Origin of the sequence: Peribacillus simplex, assembly GCF_030123325.1 — a bacterium.
Taxonomy (GTDB): Bacteria; Bacillota; Bacilli; order Bacillales; family DSM-1321; genus Peribacillus; species Peribacillus simplex_D.
Genome location: NZ_CP126106.1, coordinates 826,435 through 843,769, shown reverse-complemented (window position 1 = coordinate 843,769; position 17,335 = coordinate 826,435). Strand labels below are relative to the sequence as shown.

At 40.3% G+C, this 17,335-nt stretch carries 18 protein-coding genes and 1 riboswitch; of the genes, 5 read left to right on the top strand and 13 right to left on the bottom strand.

What is annotated here, in order from left to right:
• Positions 1 to 10: 10 nt before the first annotated feature.
• Positions 11 to 1,195: a glycosyltransferase family 4 protein gene (locus QNH43_RS04065; RefSeq protein WP_283916880.1), complete on the bottom strand. Its 1,185-nt coding sequence runs from the start codon at positions 1,193 to 1,195 to the stop codon at positions 11 to 13.
• Between the two features lie 491 nt (positions 1,196 to 1,686).
• On the opposite strand from QNH43_RS04065, the gene QNH43_RS04060 reads away from it, so the two are divergent.
• A complete protein-coding gene (locus QNH43_RS04060) occupies positions 1,687 to 2,523 on the top strand; it encodes an RMD1 family protein (RefSeq protein ID WP_076367827.1) in 837 nt (278 codons plus the stop codon).
• Between the two features lie 150 nt (positions 2,524 to 2,673).
• On the opposite strand, the gene ltrA is transcribed toward QNH43_RS04060, so the two are convergent.
• The 7 genes from ltrA to QNH43_RS04025 form a co-directional block, all read right to left on the bottom strand.
• Entirely contained in the window at positions 2,674 to 3,933 is a 1,260-nt protein-coding gene (gene ltrA, locus QNH43_RS04055) for a group II intron reverse transcriptase/maturase (RefSeq protein ID WP_283914588.1), read from the bottom strand.
• 934 nt (positions 3,934 to 4,867) lie between these two features.
• Positions 4,868 to 5,266 carry a GNAT family N-acetyltransferase gene (locus QNH43_RS04050; RefSeq protein WP_349654814.1) on the bottom strand — a complete coding sequence of 133 codons (399 nt, stop codon included), beginning with the start codon at positions 5,264 to 5,266 and terminating at the stop codon, positions 4,868 to 4,870.
• A gap of 467 nt (positions 5,267 to 5,733) precedes the next feature.
• Entirely contained in the window at positions 5,734 to 6,297 is a 564-nt protein-coding gene (locus tag QNH43_RS04045) for a YdhK family protein (RefSeq protein WP_283916878.1), read from the bottom strand.
• A 219-nt stretch (positions 6,298 to 6,516) separates the two neighbouring features.
• Positions 6,517 to 6,660: an anti-repressor SinI family protein gene (locus QNH43_RS04040; protein WP_142244568.1), complete on the bottom strand. Its 144-nt coding sequence runs from the start codon at positions 6,658 to 6,660 to the stop codon at positions 6,517 to 6,519.
• Positions 6,661 to 7,018: 358 nt separating this feature from the next.
• A complete protein-coding gene (locus tag QNH43_RS04035) occupies positions 7,019 to 7,636 on the bottom strand; it encodes a hypothetical protein (RefSeq protein ID WP_283916877.1) in 618 nt (205 codons plus the stop codon).
• Positions 7,637 to 7,789: 153 nt separating this feature from the next.
• Positions 7,790 to 8,557, bottom strand: a complete 768-nt coding sequence (locus QNH43_RS04030) for an arylamine N-acetyltransferase family protein (RefSeq protein WP_283916876.1) — start codon at positions 8,555 to 8,557, stop codon at positions 7,790 to 7,792.
• A gap of 698 nt (positions 8,558 to 9,255) precedes the next feature.
• Positions 9,256 to 10,101, bottom strand: coding sequence for a manganese catalase (locus QNH43_RS04025; RefSeq protein WP_144528520.1), 846 nt, complete (start codon positions 10,099 to 10,101; stop codon positions 9,256 to 9,258).
• Between the two features lie 290 nt (positions 10,102 to 10,391).
• Here QNH43_RS04025 and QNH43_RS04020 point away from each other — a divergent pair, with 290 nt between their 5' ends.
• The 3 genes from QNH43_RS04020 to QNH43_RS04010 all read left to right on the top strand — a co-directional run bounded on the left by QNH43_RS04020 (position 10,392) and on the right by QNH43_RS04010 (position 12,161).
• Positions 10,392 to 10,910, top strand: a complete 519-nt coding sequence (locus tag QNH43_RS04020) for a DUF2243 domain-containing protein (RefSeq protein ID WP_076367837.1) — start codon at positions 10,392 to 10,394, stop codon at positions 10,908 to 10,910.
• The gene (locus QNH43_RS04015; protein WP_283916875.1) at positions 10,900 to 11,682 is read left to right on the top strand and encodes a cytochrome c oxidase assembly protein; all 783 of its coding nucleotides are present in this window, start codon (positions 10,900 to 10,902) and stop codon (positions 11,680 to 11,682) included. The genes QNH43_RS04020 and QNH43_RS04015 overlap by 11 nt, the downstream gene beginning before the upstream one ends.
• 113 nt (positions 11,683 to 11,795) lie before the next feature.
• On the top strand, positions 11,796 to 12,161 hold the full coding sequence (locus tag QNH43_RS04010) for a carboxymuconolactone decarboxylase family protein (RefSeq protein ID WP_098370871.1): 366 nt from the start codon (positions 11,796 to 11,798) through the stop codon (positions 12,159 to 12,161).
• A 57-nt stretch (positions 12,162 to 12,218) separates the two neighbouring features.
• On the opposite strand, the gene QNH43_RS04005 is transcribed toward QNH43_RS04010, so the two are convergent.
• On the bottom strand, positions 12,219 to 12,851 hold the full coding sequence (locus tag QNH43_RS04005; protein ID WP_283916874.1) for a spore coat protein: 633 nt from the start codon (positions 12,849 to 12,851) through the stop codon (positions 12,219 to 12,221).
• Between the two features lie 178 nt (positions 12,852 to 13,029).
• Between QNH43_RS04005 and QNH43_RS04000 the strand changes: the two genes are divergently transcribed.
• A complete protein-coding gene (locus QNH43_RS04000) occupies positions 13,030 to 13,173 on the top strand; it encodes a hypothetical protein (RefSeq protein ID WP_283916873.1) in 144 nt (47 codons plus the stop codon).
• 142 nt (positions 13,174 to 13,315) lie between these two features.
• Here the strand turns inward: QNH43_RS04000 and QNH43_RS03995 are convergent, their stop codons facing one another.
• The 4 genes from QNH43_RS03995 to QNH43_RS03980 form a co-directional block, all read right to left on the bottom strand.
• Positions 13,316 to 13,486 (bottom strand): hypothetical protein, encoded by a 171-nt coding sequence (locus QNH43_RS03995; protein ID WP_283916872.1) that lies wholly within the window; start codon positions 13,484 to 13,486, stop codon positions 13,316 to 13,318.
• Between the two features lie 22 nt (positions 13,487 to 13,508).
• Positions 13,509 to 15,290 carry a phosphomethylpyrimidine synthase ThiC gene (gene thiC, locus QNH43_RS03990; RefSeq protein ID WP_076367845.1) on the bottom strand — a complete coding sequence of 594 codons (1,782 nt, stop codon included), beginning with the start codon at positions 15,288 to 15,290 and terminating at the stop codon, positions 13,509 to 13,511.
• 134 nt (positions 15,291 to 15,424) lie between these two features.
• Positions 15,425 to 15,539: riboswitch (TPP riboswitch) on the bottom strand.
• Positions 15,540 to 15,654: 115 nt separating this feature from the next.
• Positions 15,655 to 16,443 carry an HAD family hydrolase gene (locus QNH43_RS03985; protein ID WP_283916871.1) on the bottom strand — a complete coding sequence of 263 codons (789 nt, stop codon included), beginning with the start codon at positions 16,441 to 16,443 and terminating at the stop codon, positions 15,655 to 15,657.
• A 169-nt stretch (positions 16,444 to 16,612) separates the two neighbouring features.
• Positions 16,613 to 17,146, bottom strand: a complete 534-nt coding sequence (locus tag QNH43_RS03980) for a histidine phosphatase family protein (protein ID WP_283916870.1) — start codon at positions 17,144 to 17,146, stop codon at positions 16,613 to 16,615.
• Positions 17,147 to 17,335: the final 189 nt, after the last annotated feature.

Here is a 17,335-nt window from a genome sequence, read left to right as displayed (position 1 = left end):
CTCCCCTCATTTAACCTTGGATAATCTCCAATTCTCTTTTAATAACAACATCTACCGCGCATTTTTCTCGAATCGACTGAGAAGCTTGTTTTGACACTCTTGAAAATACGTCCGGGTTGTAATATAAGCGCTCTATTGCATCGGCAATTTCGATAGGGGACTCAGGTTTTGTTAGAAGGCCAGAAACGTCGTGTTTTACGAATTCCGGGATTGCCGTGATATCTGTTGAAATCGGCACTAGCCCACTCGACATAGCCTCACACATAGAAACCCCTTGAGAATCCAAACGGGTCGGGCAAAGGAAAATTCCATACTCCTTATGTAATGCAGCGATTTGCTCCTGTGATAGGAAACCTTTATGAATCGTTACATTCTCAAAATCCCGGATTGGCTCAACGGTTTGATCGAACAATTTTCCATCACCATAAAATGCAAATTCCAACTTATCGAAGTATGGTCTCTTCGATAGTTCCAGCACTGCTTTCACCGATAAATCATTGGCGTATTTTCGTGAAGCGTATGGCCTGATTGAAAGGACTTTTGTCCGCTTTTCAACTGGCTTTTCCTTAAAGGTAAACAGATTGTCATCTATTACATTAGGAATGATTACTGAATTTTTCGATTCCGCTCTTGCGTCACATTCCGCAATATGTTCTTTGAACCATTTGGAAATATGAACAAAGGTCGTATCCAATTCATTCGTTTGATAAAACCAATTCATAAAAGAAAGCTGTTCTACATAATAGTCGTCCGACATTTCAAGTATCTTCCTCAAGCTTTCAGGACTTTCAAGAAAATTAAACCATCTCCTATGCCATGCCTCCGTTTCAAATCCATGTATCCAGGTGATGATCGGTAAATCTGTGTTCGTTTCTTTTATCGCTTGTACCATTTTTGGATTAACAAAATGAATGAGCGCTTTTTTATGTACTTTATGATTTAAGAAAATGCGCAGATGCTGTTCAGTTCCTCGATAAACAGGCACATCTTCATACGTATACTTTTCTGCATTTTTATAGGCAGGATGCAAAACAAAGACATCAACCTTCAAACCCTCATCCAGATAAGCCTTGACTCTTCGGTGGATAAACCCATTCCGATATAACTGATCTTCATGTGGATAAGCATTCGTAATGATTACATATCTATCTTTTTCACTAAATGTAAGCTCATATAGATTTATAGATTCCTTCATTTTGTTCACTCCTACTATTCAGTCATCTTCAATCAGCCTGCTACTTATCTGTAAATGAAGGATTTTTAAAAGACCCTTTTCCAATCACATTTAAAACCGTCAATCGATTATAACAAACATGTATTACTGAATATTGACATCAATATGAGAATTCTGTAAATAAAAGTAAAGTTTTCATGAACTTTTATATGTTTTTGTTAAGTTTCATTAATGACATAACCGGGAGGATCAGCAAAAAAAGAAGGGCGATCCATTTACCGGAATCACCCTCTTACATATAAACTATTGTATTTTTTATCCGTTAATAAGACTTGGGAGTGTAGAGCATAAACCCAAAGCATAGACTTGATTATTTTTTATACCCTTAATGGAATTTATTGGTTCAGCCACCGGTCAGTTAACTTTTTCTACTTCAAGAATTATTCAAGCATGTTTTTGTAAGAATAGAATAGAATCGAAAAAAGACCAATTTGCCGAAGAGAGTGATATAGATGGGACCGATTACCTTTAAAGCATGTGCAATCACTAATGAAATTGATTTGAACAAAATAGCCATTCATTGCGGCATCCCTAAAAAATTCACCTGGGAAGAGCCTTTAATCCTTAAAGGAGATATTCTAAGTTCCATCCTTAATAAAAATGTGGATGAATCGCAACAGGTGCTGGTTTTTTCCTTTGGCAGCATTGTCTTCATTAACTACTCACACGCGGATGAGATTAAGGAATTTTCATCCTTTATCCATTCTTTCGAGCCGGACATTGATCTCGTTAATGTAGATAGATATACAGACGATTACAGCCTTCACTTAAGTGAAACTGAAAACATCAATTTGACAGACGAATATGTAGTTGTGCCTAAATTTGAATTTTTCTACCCTGAATTAATTTCCACTATTCTCGCAAAATCGGTGGCACTCGAAAAAACCGAGGAACAACTGGGAAAAATCCACGACAAGCTCGAAGCCATGATAGACCGACTGGAAAAAGGCAAGCTGAGAATCGGCAATAAGGAACTAGCGAGGACGACGGCAAAAATCGTACGTCACGAGTACAATACCCTAGCGTATATCATGATTCTGGATAAACCTGATATTACATGGACAAGCAGTATTGCCGGCGAATTTTATGACAGAATGCTTGATTTTTTTGAATTGAATGATCGGTATAAAATCTTGAAAAGTAAAACCGAAATTTTATATAACATTATGGATGGGTTTTCTAACATCAGCCATTCGATCAGGGGACTATTCGTCGAATGGATCATTGTGATTCTCATTGTCTTTGAAATCGTTCTCACGATTTTAGAAATTGTAGGATGGATACCATGAATTCTGAATATATCGTATCCATATTAGAATTATGGTGAAAATTCCTGAATGGTAGGTTGGATGGAATGCCTTCCAATCGAGTAGGAGGAGGCGCCTAGCCTCCGACCTCTCACACCACCGTACGTACCGTTCGGTATACGGCGGTTCAGTTTAAGTCTGACGTAGTTTTGTATATCGTTCATATAGATTTACTAACCCTTGGTGGAGCCAATAAACATTATTAAGGATTTTGTCTAGAATAGGACTATGCGCTATGCGCCAATAACCCTTTCTGCTATTTCCCCATTCATATGCTTTTCCAAGTGGGACGCCTAATCCTTTGAGTTTCCTCACCCTCGTTCTTGGTAATTTCCATTGTTTCCATAGGCACATCCTGAGTCTTCTTCGAATCCATGAATCTAAATTCTTCAATACGTTCGGAGTATCAATGAGGGCGAAATACCCCATCCAACCTCTAAGGTATTGCTTTAACTTATTTATTCGGAGTTTCATGGGTATCGGTGATTTCCTCGAGGTCATTTCCCTGATTCGTTTCTTTACTCTCTTCACCGTTTGTTTAGCCAGTAGAACCTTCGGGTTCTTTGACTTCGTGAAACTAAAACCGAGAAACGTTCTGTTCCAAGGGCGATCATACTTCGACTTCTCGTAGTTGACCTTTAGCTTCAGATTATTTTCAATGAAGTTTGAGATATTTCCCATTGCACGTTTAGCGGCTTTTCGTGTCTTCACAAAGATAGTACTGTCATCCGCATACCTTACGAATCGAAGATTACGTTTCTCTAGTTCTTTATCTAAATCGTCTAACATGATATTAGATAATATAGGACTTAACGGACCTCCTTGCGGAGTTCCCTCCTCACTTTTATGAAAAAGTCCGCCTATCATAATGCCTGCTTGAAGGAATTTACGAATCAGTTTGAGAACTCGTTTATCTTCAATTTTCCGCTCTAACATTCCCATGAGCTTGTCATGATTCACTTTATCGAAGAACTTCTCCAAGTCCATATCCACTACCCATGTATAACCTTCGGTTATATAGGACTTTGCCTTTCGAACCGCCTGGTGCCCTTGTTTGTTAGGGCGAAACCCATAGCTATTCTCCGAAAAGGTTGAGTCATATATCTTGGTCAATATTTGGGCAATGGCTTGTTGAATGAAACGGTCTAGAACGGTTGGAATACCCAATAGCCGAACTCCGCCGTTTGGTTTCGGGATTTCGATACGACGGACGGGCTGCGGTTGATAGGTACCCTGTAAAAGGGCAGTTTTCATGTTGTACCATTCGGTTGCGAGGTGCGGTCTCAGGTTTTGAACCGGCATTCCATCTACACCATGGCTTCCCTTATTTCTTTCTACACGCTTCAATGCCTGTATTAAGTTTTCCCTCTCTAGTATCTGTTCCATTAACATCGTTGATATCCTTTCTACGTGGATAAATGGTCTATTTGTGCCTTTATCTGCTCCGCCCTTTTGAAGTTCCCCGTGTATTCACCACTTCTTCCCTCAAATAAGTTCCGTTAGGAATTGTTTGCTTCTTCGCAGATAACGAACGCCCAGTATTCATCCTCCTTAATCTGTTCGGTCCTTCCTTATCTTCTCGAGTAGACAAGTACTATGACCTCTGCTGACTTCTGATGATTCAGCTGTCCATCACTGGACAGGTTACCAAGTGTACTTGGCTGTCATCAGACCTCCCCGGGTAAGAGTGCAATCTTTCCCTCCATCTATCTGCTTCATTTACTCTGTACCACCTTCGGCAGTAAGGACTTTGTTTTGTTTCGCAAACTCATCCAATGATACCTAGCCTAATATGAAGTTCGTGTTCCTCAGACCGGAGGTTTGCCGCTTGCTTCCTTCAGATTCCACGTCACCGTGGACACCCTTGCATTAAGCTAACCACTACTACTGCCTTCATGGTTCGGGACTTTCACCCTATAGATTGCACCCATGCCGGGCGCACAAAAATAAGCATCTTTTAGATGCTTGAGTTTGAAGACAAATTATCTAAATTTCAAAACAAAGTTGATTGTAACGGAAGGTGCGAGACTCCTGCGGGAAAAGCGCGTCAAGGGGAGACCCCGCAGGCGCAGGCGCCGAGGAGGCTCCCGGACCGCCCTCGGAAAGCGAGTGCCTGGAGTGGAAATCGACGTTCGAGGTTTTACAAACCCTCATAAAAACTGTAGACAAACTTGATTTTCATCGAGTTTGTCTTAGTCTTAAGCATCGTTTAGATGCTTATTTTGCGTTTAACCACTCTTTCATATTTAAGCTGACTGTATACTGACGATTAATTAAATTCTTTTCCTATCGGGTCAAAGCATTCCGGAAGTGATCTAAGGCTCCTTTAATCCAGAGGTAAATGGAAAATAAATTCCTCCCCTTCTTCCCCGTTAAATCTGTATCCTTTGTAAACGAATCCAGCTTTTTTATATAAGTTTATCGCTGGAACGTTTGAATGATGCACTGTTAGTATAATCTCATTTTTATCTGGATGACTTAGTTTGATCATCTTAGGCAAAACTTTTAAAGTCTTAAAAGCCAGCCCCTTTTTTTGATGGCGCAAATCCAAGGAGAATGATTTAAGAAGAATCGCATTCTCATTACTTGTATATTGATTTCCCGCTTTATCCGTATATAAGGCAAAACAACCAATCAAATCCTCATCTAAATAAATGACCATGGGGAGGTTATATTTATCCTTCCTGAAGTCTTCGATAACTTTCAAAGGTAAAGAAGTATAGATTGCTTGTTCTATCGGTAAACAATAGTTGCTCAGCGCCTCATAGTCATTTTCGATAAAAGGTCTAATAGTTAATCCCAGTCACCATACTTGCACCCCATTTTTTGCATTTTGATAAATCCACATTAGCAGATACTAAAGTTTTACAATCCACTACAAACAATAATCTTCAAGAAAGTTTATTCACAAAAAAAGGAATGGCTTTGTTACCATTCCTTCAGACTGTAGACAAACTCAAAGAAAAGCGAGTTGTTTAAATTTTTTCAATGTCCCTGTCGCTTTCAGAAATCCTCTCCCTTTCCGCCTACTGTCTGCCAAGCCTACTCAAGGCAAGCTCCTTTGGCTAGCCGGTTATTCGGCAGGAGTGTCGCAAATTTCTTCAAACTAGTGAGAGTTTCATCTAAAAAAACAACCAGGAAGGATAACCAAGACTTATTTTCTTCTTCTGTTTTGCAAATCATGATTTTAAATCATTCAGACGCTGATAATTCACTTTCCGTTACCCATTTATGGTTCTTCACTTTTTCTCCCCCCGTAGTCGGTGTGAAATCGACCATATAAACAGTCGTTTTTTCAGCAGATTCAACTTCAGCGACTGTCCCGTTCATCCCTTCCATATGAGAAGCATTCACTGTGACTTCCGCTCCTGGTTCATACGTCTTCTCACCTGCATCTTTGATCTCTTCGTGAATGATCCATTTATGATTTTCCACTTTTTCTCCGCCAGCTGCAGGCGTATACGAAATTGCATAAGCAGTCGTATCAAATGCACCCACTATTGTTGCTTCCGCCCCCTTCATGCCTTCCATATGGCCCGATTCGATAATCGCTTGACTTCCAACTTCATATGTTGGATTTTCTGCAGCTTTTAATCCTTCAGGAACATCGCCCGAGCTAGAATGGCCCATTTCACTATGTTCCATTTCTTCTTTACCTTCTTTGTTTTTATCACCGCTATTGGAACATGCGCCAAGGCCTAAAAACAGCGCTGCTAATAATGATAGGATGATAGGCAATTTTGTTCTTTTTTTCATATTGAATAAAACCTCCTTTATGATTTCATCCATCTTACCAATTAAATATGCAGAAAATATGGAGTGACTCTTCGAAAAAATAATGATGCCTCATACTTTTTTTATGCAACAGTCCTTCCTGAATTTAACCTGATAGCGTTAATATTAACGGCCTGAAAAAAGAAGAACCTTTCTCCGCAGATGGAAAAATCACCTTTCTTTGGCTGAACAGGATTCCATTTAGCCACCACAATCGCTACTTTTCTTGCTATTCGACTTTTCTTGCAGAAACTTTTTGAATTGCTCTTTTGTAACATCCGATTTCATTGCCAATGTTACTAAGTCCAGCCATTCGGCAGGAAGGTTTCCTTCAAAATCCTTCATATCATCATCTCTTCCTTTTTATTTTCAGTTAAAATTCCCAGTCTATTTTTCCAATAATGTGTAAAACTATATTCGGAATATCATTATAAATTATCTCAATCATCCATAGCTGCATTTTAGTGTAATTTTAATAAGTCTTTACATTTACATATAAGGCCCCCATGTTTGTTTGTAATCCGGGAATTCCCCATTCTTCTATATTAATAACCTTAATTTTTTAATAATAAAAGTGAACAGCGTGGTTTAACCGAGGTAAAAGAGATGGTTTATTGAAAGAGGTTATTTGAGGTGATTAATCCTGCCGGATATTGCCTGGAAATCAAGCAAGAAGGACTTGGTCAAAAGTCCTTCTTAATGTCTAGTCTCCCAAAGTTGATTGTTCGATTTTTTGCATGATATGTGAAAGGTTCATGGAGGCATGTTTTTTATAATCCCTGCCTATGGATTTGAATAACCCTTTCGCTATGCCTATTAACATGATTTTGGTATGTCCATCCGAAATAATGGACTTATTAGGGAAACTTGATTCAGCTTGCGCACCGCCAATCTTATTTGCTGTTTCCTTAATAAAATCAATGATTTTTATTTCCTGGATTTTCCCTTCGATATCTGTTTTATAGATAATTTGATTTCTCCAAAGCTTAAGCTCAATCCTCTGTTTTGTATAATCGAAGAGGTCTTCCGTAATATGAACATTACTCATTTGAATGGAGTCTTTAATGGGATACAATTTCGGGTTAGGATTGATTTTCTTAATTAATGAGTGGTCAATCGTGACCTTTTCCCGCTTTATGCGCGTATTTTTCGTTTCACATAGAATCAGCCTTAACTGTCCGGCAATTATATTGTTGAACTCTTCTAATCCAAAGAGTTCAACGAGCATTACGCTATATTCCAAAATGGTGATCGCATCATCGAATTTTCGTTTAGCAGCTGCATTCGATCTAGTAAAAACCAATCGATTCTTCCTCTCCATATCCTTCTCCCCCCACTGAATTCGAATCTATTGAAAGTTTTTTAGAAATTCGCTTTCTGTCCGCCAGCATCCTCGCAGACTATTCATAAAAAGACTGTCGGGAATGGACAGTCTTTCGGTATGGACGCCTTTGATATTCAGGACTTTTTTCCACTATCTATCGAAGTGCTGTTTCATTAGCTCTTTAAATCGTGTTCCATCTATTTCTTCTTTCGTCACTTTCCCATCTTCCCACTGTGTAATGGATGTATCAGTTAAAGTGATGTTCCCGCTGTCTGTCAAACGGGTGATTAATGGGTGCTTATTAAATGGCGATTGGGGATTTTCCCTGATGATCGTTTGGACCTCATTAAGTTCCGCTACATTTCCTACCGGTTTTGAAGAATCGAAAGCATACCCCATTCTCCAATCACGATCTTTATGTTTCAGTTTTAATTCAAGGATATGATCTCCATGGTCGGTACTTTCTTTTTTTATCCTGAATTCACCATTTTGGGAAACGACCGTTTCTCCGTTCAACGGAACTGGTTTTAAAGGCAGATTCCCGCCAAAACCCGTATCGATCAAATAGGTTCGGCCCTCTTGGTTCAATAGAATGGTGACATGGGTCCTTCCTATGGTCATCCACCCCTGATTATAGATGACACCCCGTACCAAGAATACATCAAAGTCATTTTCCTTCAGGAAGAAATAAAGGGCTGCATTCAATTCATAGCATAATCCACCCTCATTCCTCACCAGGACTTTGTTCATGATATTTGTTTTATTGATATCACTCAGATGGGATGCCATGATCGATAAGTTTTCAAAAGGAATGGTTTTCGCTGTCTTATCCAGAATTTCATCTAATTTCTCAAATGTCAGTTTCACATCTTCCTGGAGCCCTATTCTTTTCCTGAATAATGAATTCAGTTCATTCATTAAGATTCCCCCTTTAGACAGATACCGTCGAAGAGTATCTTGACTTTGTATATATTCATTATACTTTGTCCATATTTCATTCTTCAATCAATCTGCCATTAGCTCCACCTTTTCCCTTTCCACCACTTCCACAGAAACTTCAACCCCCTATATTGGATTGGCCATATAACCGGATTTCCCTTCTCGTGAAATAATATCCGTTCTATTTATCGTAAGGCTGTTTTCGCATACTTTGTTGCTATTTACCAAGTAAAGCGGTGTGGTTAATTTCCCCTCCAGATGCTCGCTTTCCGCGGGGCGGGCGGTGAGCCTCCTCGGCGTAAACGCCTGGGTCTCACCTGTCCCGCTGCTCCCGCAGGAGTCTCGCACTTGCGCTCCAATCAACCTTAAATCGTTTCGTTTTAAAAACAACGATCTTTACGAAAAGAGCCTATCGTAAAAACTTTCACCTTAATTAATATTCGCCCTTTTCCGGCATGGGCTTGGAAAAATCTTTAAATAGCAATTGTTCTGCACCTACTGTTTTCATTTATCCCACTTCTTACTTTTAAAATAGTGACCATTCTTTAAAATGGAGTCTTGAAGATGGAAACTATGCTACCCCAAAACATTTCCACACGCAAATAATCAGATTTTGTAAACATAAAAAAACCGATGTCCCTTTAGGGGCCATCGAGCTTTTTGTTGAAAAGTTTCTATTACCTTTTATTAAGCGATTGACTTCTATCCAGGTCATGATGCAATTGTGCTGCCGGAACCTTAGGGTTAGGAATCTGCCCTTTTGCAACTGGTTCAGCTACATAAACAAAATCTCCTGTACCATCTGGGGCGCTTCCTGTTGCCCAAAGTCCGTCTCCTGATTCATTACCTTCTGACAAGTTCCAGAATTCGTACGCTTCCGGTTGAGATTCCATTTCCGCTTCCGGTGGGAATGACGCGGGAACGACAACGCCATTTTTTTCTTCAAGTTCTGCAATGGCCGCCATCCATTGATATTGGTGGTATCGATCACGGGCTAACATTTTACGGAATGTAGCACGGACCCCTTCATCTTTGGTCATATGATATAAACGGGCCACTTGGAGGCGTCCTTGGCTTTCAGCATGCAAATTCGATCGCATGTCCGCTAATAGATTTCCGCTCGCTACAATATAAGATCCGTTCCAAGGCACCCCATTCGAGTTGGTTGGCAGTCCGCCAAGTCCGCTTACGAGCAAATGCTGAGGATTAATTCCACCCATGATCGCTGCTGTAGCAGGATCTTTTGCGGCTTCTGCCTGATCCTCCGGAGAAGCGCCATCAAGCAATTGACTAATGAGCGAACAAAGCATCTCTACATGTCCAATTTCCTCTGTACCAATATCCATCAGCATATCTTTGTATTTTTCTTCTCCACGGCAGTTAAAACCCTGAAAAAGATATTGCATCATGACAGTCATTTCCCCAAACTGTCCGCCTAACACTTCCTGGATTTGACGTGCAAGCATCGGATCTGGTCGCTCTACCTTAACTTCAAATTGCAACTCTTTTTGATGACGAAACATATTAACTCCTCCTTTTATTAATAGTTGACTTTCTAGATTTTTATTACCCGCCTGTCCACGCTTGAAACATGAATCCAGTTATAATGAACCAATATTCAGGAAAAATTTACATGCAATTAACAATGACCACTGAAAAATCCAAGGATATCTTAGGACTATGAATGGATCACTAATAAGATTTATAAAAGATCCATTTACCTGTCTATAACTTTGCAATACAGGGTAAAGTAAAAATAACCATATATAGGGAAATCATCCATATATAAAGAAACTTATAAGGAGGATGGAAAATGGATTTCAGGCCCCGAAATCAAAAAAATCAATCCATTTCAGAATTGCGATATACGTATTCCGCTCGTAATCTATGGTCCGGTTTTCTATTCGGGATCGGATTGGTGGCATTCATCGATGAGGCCATCTTTCATCAACTATTACATTGGCACCATTTCTATGACAAGTCCACATCCGGTATCGGACTTGTCTCGGATGGTTTATTTCATGCCCTAAGCTGGTTCGCAACGGTCGCGTCTCTTTTCATGTTCGCTGACCTTCGCCGCCGAAAGGGATTATGGCTGAAAAGGTGGATAGGGGGAGTTTTGCTCGGGGCAGGTTCTTTTCAGTTATATGATGGGATTATCCAGCACAAGCTCATGCGTCTTCATCAAATCCGTTACAATGTCGATATTCTCCCATACGACTTGATTTGGAACATTGCAGCCACAATCATGATACTGATCGGCATTACCATCGTCATTCAAACAAGGCGCAGCTTACTTAATATGAAAGAAGACGGCCGCAATGCACAGTAATGGGCATATTCATGATAATGGAACTGGTTTTGAACCGATTTTATTGATTCTTTTCTCGCTCGTTATAGTTATTTATATCGCAGCTGTGGTAATTTCGAACCGCCGCTATAAAAAATGGCCCTTATACCGTACGTTCTTTTGGATTCTTGGCACCATCTGTGCAGCTTCTGCAATTATAGGCCCCATGGCCAATCGCGCACATATGGACTTCTCAGCGCACATGGTTGGTCATTTACTGCTTGGAATGATCGCACCCATCCTACTCGTGCTTGCTGCACCTATTACTCTTGCACTGCGGACACTTGATGTACAATCAGCAAGAAGACTTTCAAAGTTTTTGAAAAGTTGGCCGCTGCGCATTTTAAGTCATCCAATCACTGCTTCCGCGCTTAATATCGGGGGACTCTGGATACTTTATACGACTGGGTTATATGGGTTAATGCATCAAAATGCCCTTCTACATGCATTGGTGCATTTTCACGTGTTCATAGCAGGCTATCTATTCACTGCGTCCATGATTTATATGGACCCTGCACCCCACAGGTTCAGCTATATGTTTCGAGCTATCGTATTTACAATTTCATTGGCCGGCCATGATATTCTTTCTAAATATATTTTTGCCCATCCTCCAAGCGGAGTCACCAAGGAACAAGCGGAAAATGGAGGAATGTTAATGTACTATGCCGGTGATGCCATTGACGTTGCACTTATTTGCATCCTTTGTTATCAATGGTTCAAAGCCACCCGGCCTAAGGGTTCACTTGCCTTGTAGGAAGGACGGTTCCATGGTTACTTTGGTAAACTACTATGTTTCTGTTTAATCGTCCAACATTTAGCTCATACTAATTTTTGATAAAAAAAATTTAGGATGGAGCTGAATGGAAAATGGAATTTGAAGCTAACAATTCTACTGAAAATGCTCTTCGTGATTATAAAGCTGGAATCGGTGTCTTTACGCATAAAATGCCTGATCTCGCAGAGAAATTCAATTCGTTTACGGAAGAGTGCTTTAAAGAAGGTCAATTATCCCAGAAAGAAAAACAGCTTATCGCACTAGGAATAAGCTTATATTCACAAGATGAATACTGTATTATCTATCATACAAAAGGATGTCTTGATCAAGGCTGTTCCGAACAAGAAATTCTTGAAGCCATTGGTGTGACCGCAGCATTCGGCGGAGGAGCCACGATGAGTCAGGCTGTAACCCTCGTCCAGGAATGCATCCAGGAAATAAATCAGATGAAACAATGATAAAAAAGGGATAGGAGAATTAGTCCTATCCCTTCTTTATGTTCTTAACAAACGATTTTAATGACTCATGTTATTGTTATTGCCTTGTGCGGGTGCATACGAATTCATCATTTGTTGCATATCCTGCTGTGCAAGCTGTGGAACTTGGTAGTAATGATGTTTGTTTTGATATATCGAAATCTCATATGCCATTTCAATACAGTTCGGAACGGAATCTGCAAATACGCGGCGAACCACCGGATTCGTTATTTCAAGCGCTGCCATCGCTTTCATGGATGCTGCAGACTTAACAGCTCCAAGCATCAAGCCTGATATGCATTCATCCGTAATTTCCGATACGGATTGCAAAGGTTTCTTTGGCTGAGTTGGTGTCAAGCCATATATAAAATCGTTACCTTGATTCATTTTGTAACTCTGAGTCCGTTTAGAAGGATCCTGGCCCGTTTGGAAGCACTCCAATGAAATATTATATTCATCTTGGATGAACTGATATTGACGATCCAGAATGTCAAGTAATTCCTGATCCTTGATATGCTGACGTAAAAGAGTATACGTGTTTAAAGTACCAATCGTTCCCGACAACACTTCATGTACATCAAATACTTCGTGACCACCGTGATTCATTTGTGGGGGAATGGCACCCGTTTGCATGTTCTGGTGTACTTGACCTTGTTGATATTGGTTTTGCATTGTATTTCCCTCCTCGTTTTATCAATGATGCGAACAAGTTTAGTATGTTAAACCCCAACTGGATTATTCAATCTAAACTCTTCCAAGAGGACCAATTAAGCTGCAGACAAGTTTTCTGTATAAAAAAAACGTGACGTTTAAAACTATAAACACTTTTATTTGAACGGGAGGATTTCTATTGACACATAAATGCTTCTATTGTACTGATGAAACGGAAGAAAAAAAAATCCATGTCGTAACGTTTCAAGTTACTGACACGGATAGAAATGAAATGCTATGTGATGAATGTTATCAAGAATGGCTACAAGGAATAAAATGTTAAGTATCAAACGGCATTTATATTTTCCAACTTTGCTTTAATGAATGAGCATAAAAAATATCCCCTTAATCATGTTGACTTCGTTTGAATGCCCCAACATGATTAAGGGATTAATTCCGATAATGAAAGGACAATTAAGGCAACATTACCATTGCAGACTTTCGATTAAGTAGCACTTTGTACATTGTTGACTATAATCATTCATTACAAATTCATGATTGCAATTTTCCCGAAAAATGTTCAGCTCTCTTTTCAGCTGTTCCAATTGAGTTTCCAACTGTTTCATTTCAACTTTTATCTGGATTACCCGATTCATCGAATTCTCCCTTTCGTCGGAATCATTGATAGATTTCCCCGTCCGTTTTCCTAAATTCATTCGCTTTTTCTTTAAGCCCTTCATCGATTACCGATTCAAAACCCAGACCCTTTTCCTTAGCCAAATCACGAATGTCCTGAGAGATTCTCATACTGCAGAATTTTGGTCCGCACATTGAACAGAAATGAGCTGTTTTGGCACCTTCAGCCGGAAGAGTCTCATCGTGATATTCGACCGCCCTTTCAGGATCCAGGGAAAGATTGAATTGATCTCTCCAACGAAATTCGAATCTGGCCTTCGAGAGGGCATCATCCCGTTTTCTTGCATGCGGATGACCTTTAGCTAGGTCAGCTGCGTGGGCAGCAATTTTATAGGTTATGACCCCTACCCGAACATCCTCTTTATTCGGAAGTCCCAAATGCTCTTTCGGTGTTACATAACAAAGCATGGCAGTGCCAAACCATCCAATCATGGCAGCACCAATGGCAGAAGTGATATGGTCGTATCCAGGAGCTATATCCGTTGTCAATGGTCCCAGGGTATAGAATGGTGCTTCTTGACAGACTTCCAGCTGCTTATCCATATTTTCTTTAATCAAATGCATCGGTACGTGACCGGGTCCCTCCACCATGACTTGAACATCGTGCTTCCAAGCAATCTTCGTCAGTTCCCCAAGTGTTTCCAATTCAGCAAATTGTGCCTCATCGTTTGCATCTGCAATGGATCCCGGACGGAGGCCGTCACCTAATGAGAAAGAGACATCATACGCCTTCATGATTTCACAAATCTCTTCAAAGTGAGTATAGAGAAAACTTTCTTGGTGGTGGGCCAAGCACCATTGCGCCATGATGGAGCCTCCTCGGGAAACGATTCCCGTAACTCGCTTTGCTGTCATGGGGATGTATCGCAAAAGCACACCAGCGTGAATGGTGAAGTAATCGACACCTTGTTCAGCCTGCTCGATTAATGTATCCCGGAAAACTTCCCAATTTAAATCCTCCGCTACTCCATTCACTTTTTCCAATGCTTGATATATCGGAACCGTCCCAACTGGCACAGGTGAATTTCTGATAATCCATTCCCGGGTCGTGTGAATATTCTTTCCGGTGGAAAGATCCATTATATTGTCTGCACCCCATCGTGTAGCCCAAGTCATCTTCTCCACTTCAGCTTCGATCGATGAGCTAACAGCGGAATTTCCAATATTCGCATTTATTTTCACATGAAAATTACGTCCGATGATCATTGGCTCACTTTCAGGATGGTTAATATTTGCCGGAATGATAGCCCGCCCGCTAGCTACCTCTTCCCTTACAAACTCAGGGGCTACATTTTCCCTGATCGAAATGAACTCCATTTCTGGAGTAATGATACCTTTACGGGCATAATGGAGCTGGGTTACGTTTTGCCCTTTCACTGCACGCAATGGTTTTCTTTTCAATCCCGGAAAAACTTCGGCGTTGGATTGTGACTCAACTTTTTTATACCCGTTATCTTCGGGCTTTATTTCACGGCCATCATACTCTTCAACATCTTCCCGTTCCAGAACCCAGCTTCGTCTAATCGGGGCAAGACCTTTACGAATATCAATGGGATAATCTGAATCCGTATAAAAACCGCTTGTGTCATAAACTCGTAAAGGCGGATTCTCTTCTTCGCCGAATGTCCCTGTAGTCGGACTTAGCTTAATTTCACGCATAGGTACTTTAATATCAGGTCTAGATCCCTCAACATACACTTTTTTACTCCCGGCAAAACTGGACATAATTGAAACGTTCATGTCATTTACAGAATTACTCATCATGATTTCATTTCTCCTTTTTAAGTTCATTTAAAAAGGACAAAATCCAATTCATTTCGCACGAAAAAGCCAGATCTCATATTTAAGACCTGGCTAACGTTAGTATGACTACAGAATGACCAATTGAAAAGTCATTGTTCAGTAGATTCTAACTTCCCCACGCTGGTATGAACCAGATCAGGTCCTGAGGGTTAAGAAGCTTAAGCGCTTCTCTCTCAGCCCAACTTTTATTGGACACCCCTAGTCTAAATAATATAATTGATTACAGGGTAACTATATATCACCCTTTTCATTCTGTAAATAATTTGAAAGACCTAATATTGTCATTGCACCCCTCCAAAATTTGTCATTTGGAGAGGACCGTTAATTAATTCCCCAGACTCTCAAGGATTGGGTAAAGCTCCTCTAAATGCTTGATTTCATAGGTCGGAATCACTTCATTCCGTTCCTTATCATGGCGATTTATCCAGACCGACTTTATACCTACCCGTGATGCTCCAAGGATATCGGTCATTAAATTATCGCCGACCATCAACACTTCATCCTTATCAAGCTCCATGAGTTCCAAAGCATGCTCAAATATGGAGACATCCGGTTTACCTCGTCCAAATGCGCCAGAAATCACGATTTGGTCGAAATAAGGAACCAGTTCAGGCGTAATTTCAAGTTTGGTATTTTGCAGTTCAGGAGATCCATTCGTAAGCAATAGCAATTTGTACTTCCCTTTTAATTCATCCAATACACGGAATGATTCTTCATAGATAAATGGCTTCTTGCGTCTCTCGGCCGGGAAACGTTCTGCCAGTTCAAGCCCAAATTCCGGATCATCGATCCCTAATGCCTTCAAACCTCTCGTCCATGCTTCTTTCCGATAAGCCGGTGCAATCCCGGCCATCTTCCGGAATTCATCATGATCATCCTGAAAATTCCCCCATAATCCCTCAAATGGGTTGATTCCGATCATTTGAGTGAATGCGTATGTATCGTAAGAAGAATAAAGCTCACGTGCTTCCTTTCGCACCGCTTCTTCAAACTCGTCGACATTCAGGTCATATTTCTCCTTAGCCACTTCGCATGTGGCCACAAAAGCCTCTTTTACACTTTTCTGATCCCAAAGTAATGTATCATCTAAATCAAAAAAAACTGCCTTCAGCAAAATGTCCACCCCTCTTTCCCTATTATTGAATTCGTAAAAATTACACTATTACAATAATAAACCACAACCAATAAAAAAAGAATAACTATTCGGAAAATGCCTTCCTCTTTCTTAAAATCAGCAAAAATGACTTACCCTTCCTGGTGGTAAACCCAATATTTTCCCATTATCATCTTTCAAATACATAAAGCTTTCCATTACTGGCAATCTTGAATTTTGGACCGGTGAAACCCCGTCGTATCAGCTCTTTCCTCATATATACCATGAGGGCGGCATGACTCACGATCAGAACATCCCTTTCCCCCTTTGCCAAGACTTCATCCAATACTTTATTGATCCTTCGCTCTGCGATCTTAATCTCCGCCCTTGTCTGCTTGTTGATTACCGAGCAACAGCGAATCCAGATGGCCCAAAGGATGAACGGCAGCTTAACTTTTCCTTTAAGTGGGGGGGAAGGTATTTCCCGCAGCTCCTCCATCCGATGAACCGTACCTGGATAGATATGTTCCGCTGTCTTGACAGCTCTCGACATATCACTGCAATAACATTCCTTCCATTCCTCCACACCAAATAAAGTCGTTCCATAAATGATATCCGCGGCATCATAGTCCTCGAACCATTGCTTCATATCATCCGCCGTCACAGGTCTCCCAGTGGGAAATTCATGTGCCACCTTAAAATGCCGTACCAAACCAATTTTCATATATTCTCCTTTTTATCTTTTAAAAGATACATTTCGTTTTCTTGTAAAAGCCCTTATCAATATATTACCCTATGTAAAACCATAAAAAAATGTATGTTGAAACCATAAAAAACCTTACTGATTCCTCCTTGATGTATGTTTTTAAAAAAACCTTATGGATTGTGTCACTATAAGCATTTAATTATGATG

Excerpts from the sequence above, each read along its gene's own strand:
- QNH43_RS04065 (WP_283916880.1), bottom strand. The coding sequence starts at position 1,195 with ATGAAGGAATCTATAAATCTATATGAGCTTACATTTAGTGAAAAAGAT.
- QNH43_RS04060 (WP_076367827.1), top strand. The coding sequence starts at position 1,687 with ATGGGACCGATTACCTTTAAAGCATGTGCAATCACTAATGAAATTGAT.
- ltrA (WP_283914588.1), bottom strand. The coding sequence starts at position 3,933 with ATGTTAATGGAACAGATACTAGAGAGGGAAAACTTAATACAGGCATTG.
- QNH43_RS04045 (WP_283916878.1), bottom strand. The coding sequence starts at position 6,297 with ATGAAAAAAAGAACAAAATTGCCTATCATCCTATCATTATTAGCAGCG.
- QNH43_RS04040 (WP_142244568.1), bottom strand. The coding sequence starts at position 6,660 with ATGAAGGATTTTGAAGGAAACCTTCCTGCCGAATGGCTGGACTTAGTA.
- QNH43_RS04035 (WP_283916877.1), bottom strand. The coding sequence starts at position 7,636 with ATGGAGAGGAAGAATCGATTGGTTTTTACTAGATCGAATGCAGCTGCT.
- QNH43_RS04030 (WP_283916876.1), bottom strand. The coding sequence starts at position 8,557 with ATGAATGAACTGAATTCATTATTCAGGAAAAGAATAGGGCTCCAGGAA.
- QNH43_RS04025 (WP_144528520.1), bottom strand. The coding sequence starts at position 10,101 with ATGTTTCGTCATCAAAAAGAGTTGCAATTTGAAGTTAAGGTAGAGCGA.
- QNH43_RS04020 (WP_076367837.1), top strand. The coding sequence starts at position 10,392 with ATGGATTTCAGGCCCCGAAATCAAAAAAATCAATCCATTTCAGAATTG.
- QNH43_RS04015 (WP_283916875.1), top strand. The coding sequence starts at position 10,900 with ATGCACAGTAATGGGCATATTCATGATAATGGAACTGGTTTTGAACCG.
- QNH43_RS04010 (WP_098370871.1), top strand. The coding sequence starts at position 11,796 with ATGGAATTTGAAGCTAACAATTCTACTGAAAATGCTCTTCGTGATTAT.
- QNH43_RS04005 (WP_283916874.1), bottom strand. The coding sequence starts at position 12,851 with ATGCAAAACCAATATCAACAAGGTCAAGTACACCAGAACATGCAAACG.
- QNH43_RS03995 (WP_283916872.1), bottom strand. The coding sequence starts at position 13,486 with ATGAATCGGGTAATCCAGATAAAAGTTGAAATGAAACAGTTGGAAACT.
- thiC (WP_076367845.1), bottom strand. The coding sequence starts at position 15,290 with ATGATGAGTAATTCTGTAAATGACATGAACGTTTCAATTATGTCCAGT.
- QNH43_RS03980 (WP_283916870.1), bottom strand. The coding sequence starts at position 17,146 with ATGAAAATTGGTTTGGTACGGCATTTTAAGGTGGCACATGAATTTCCC.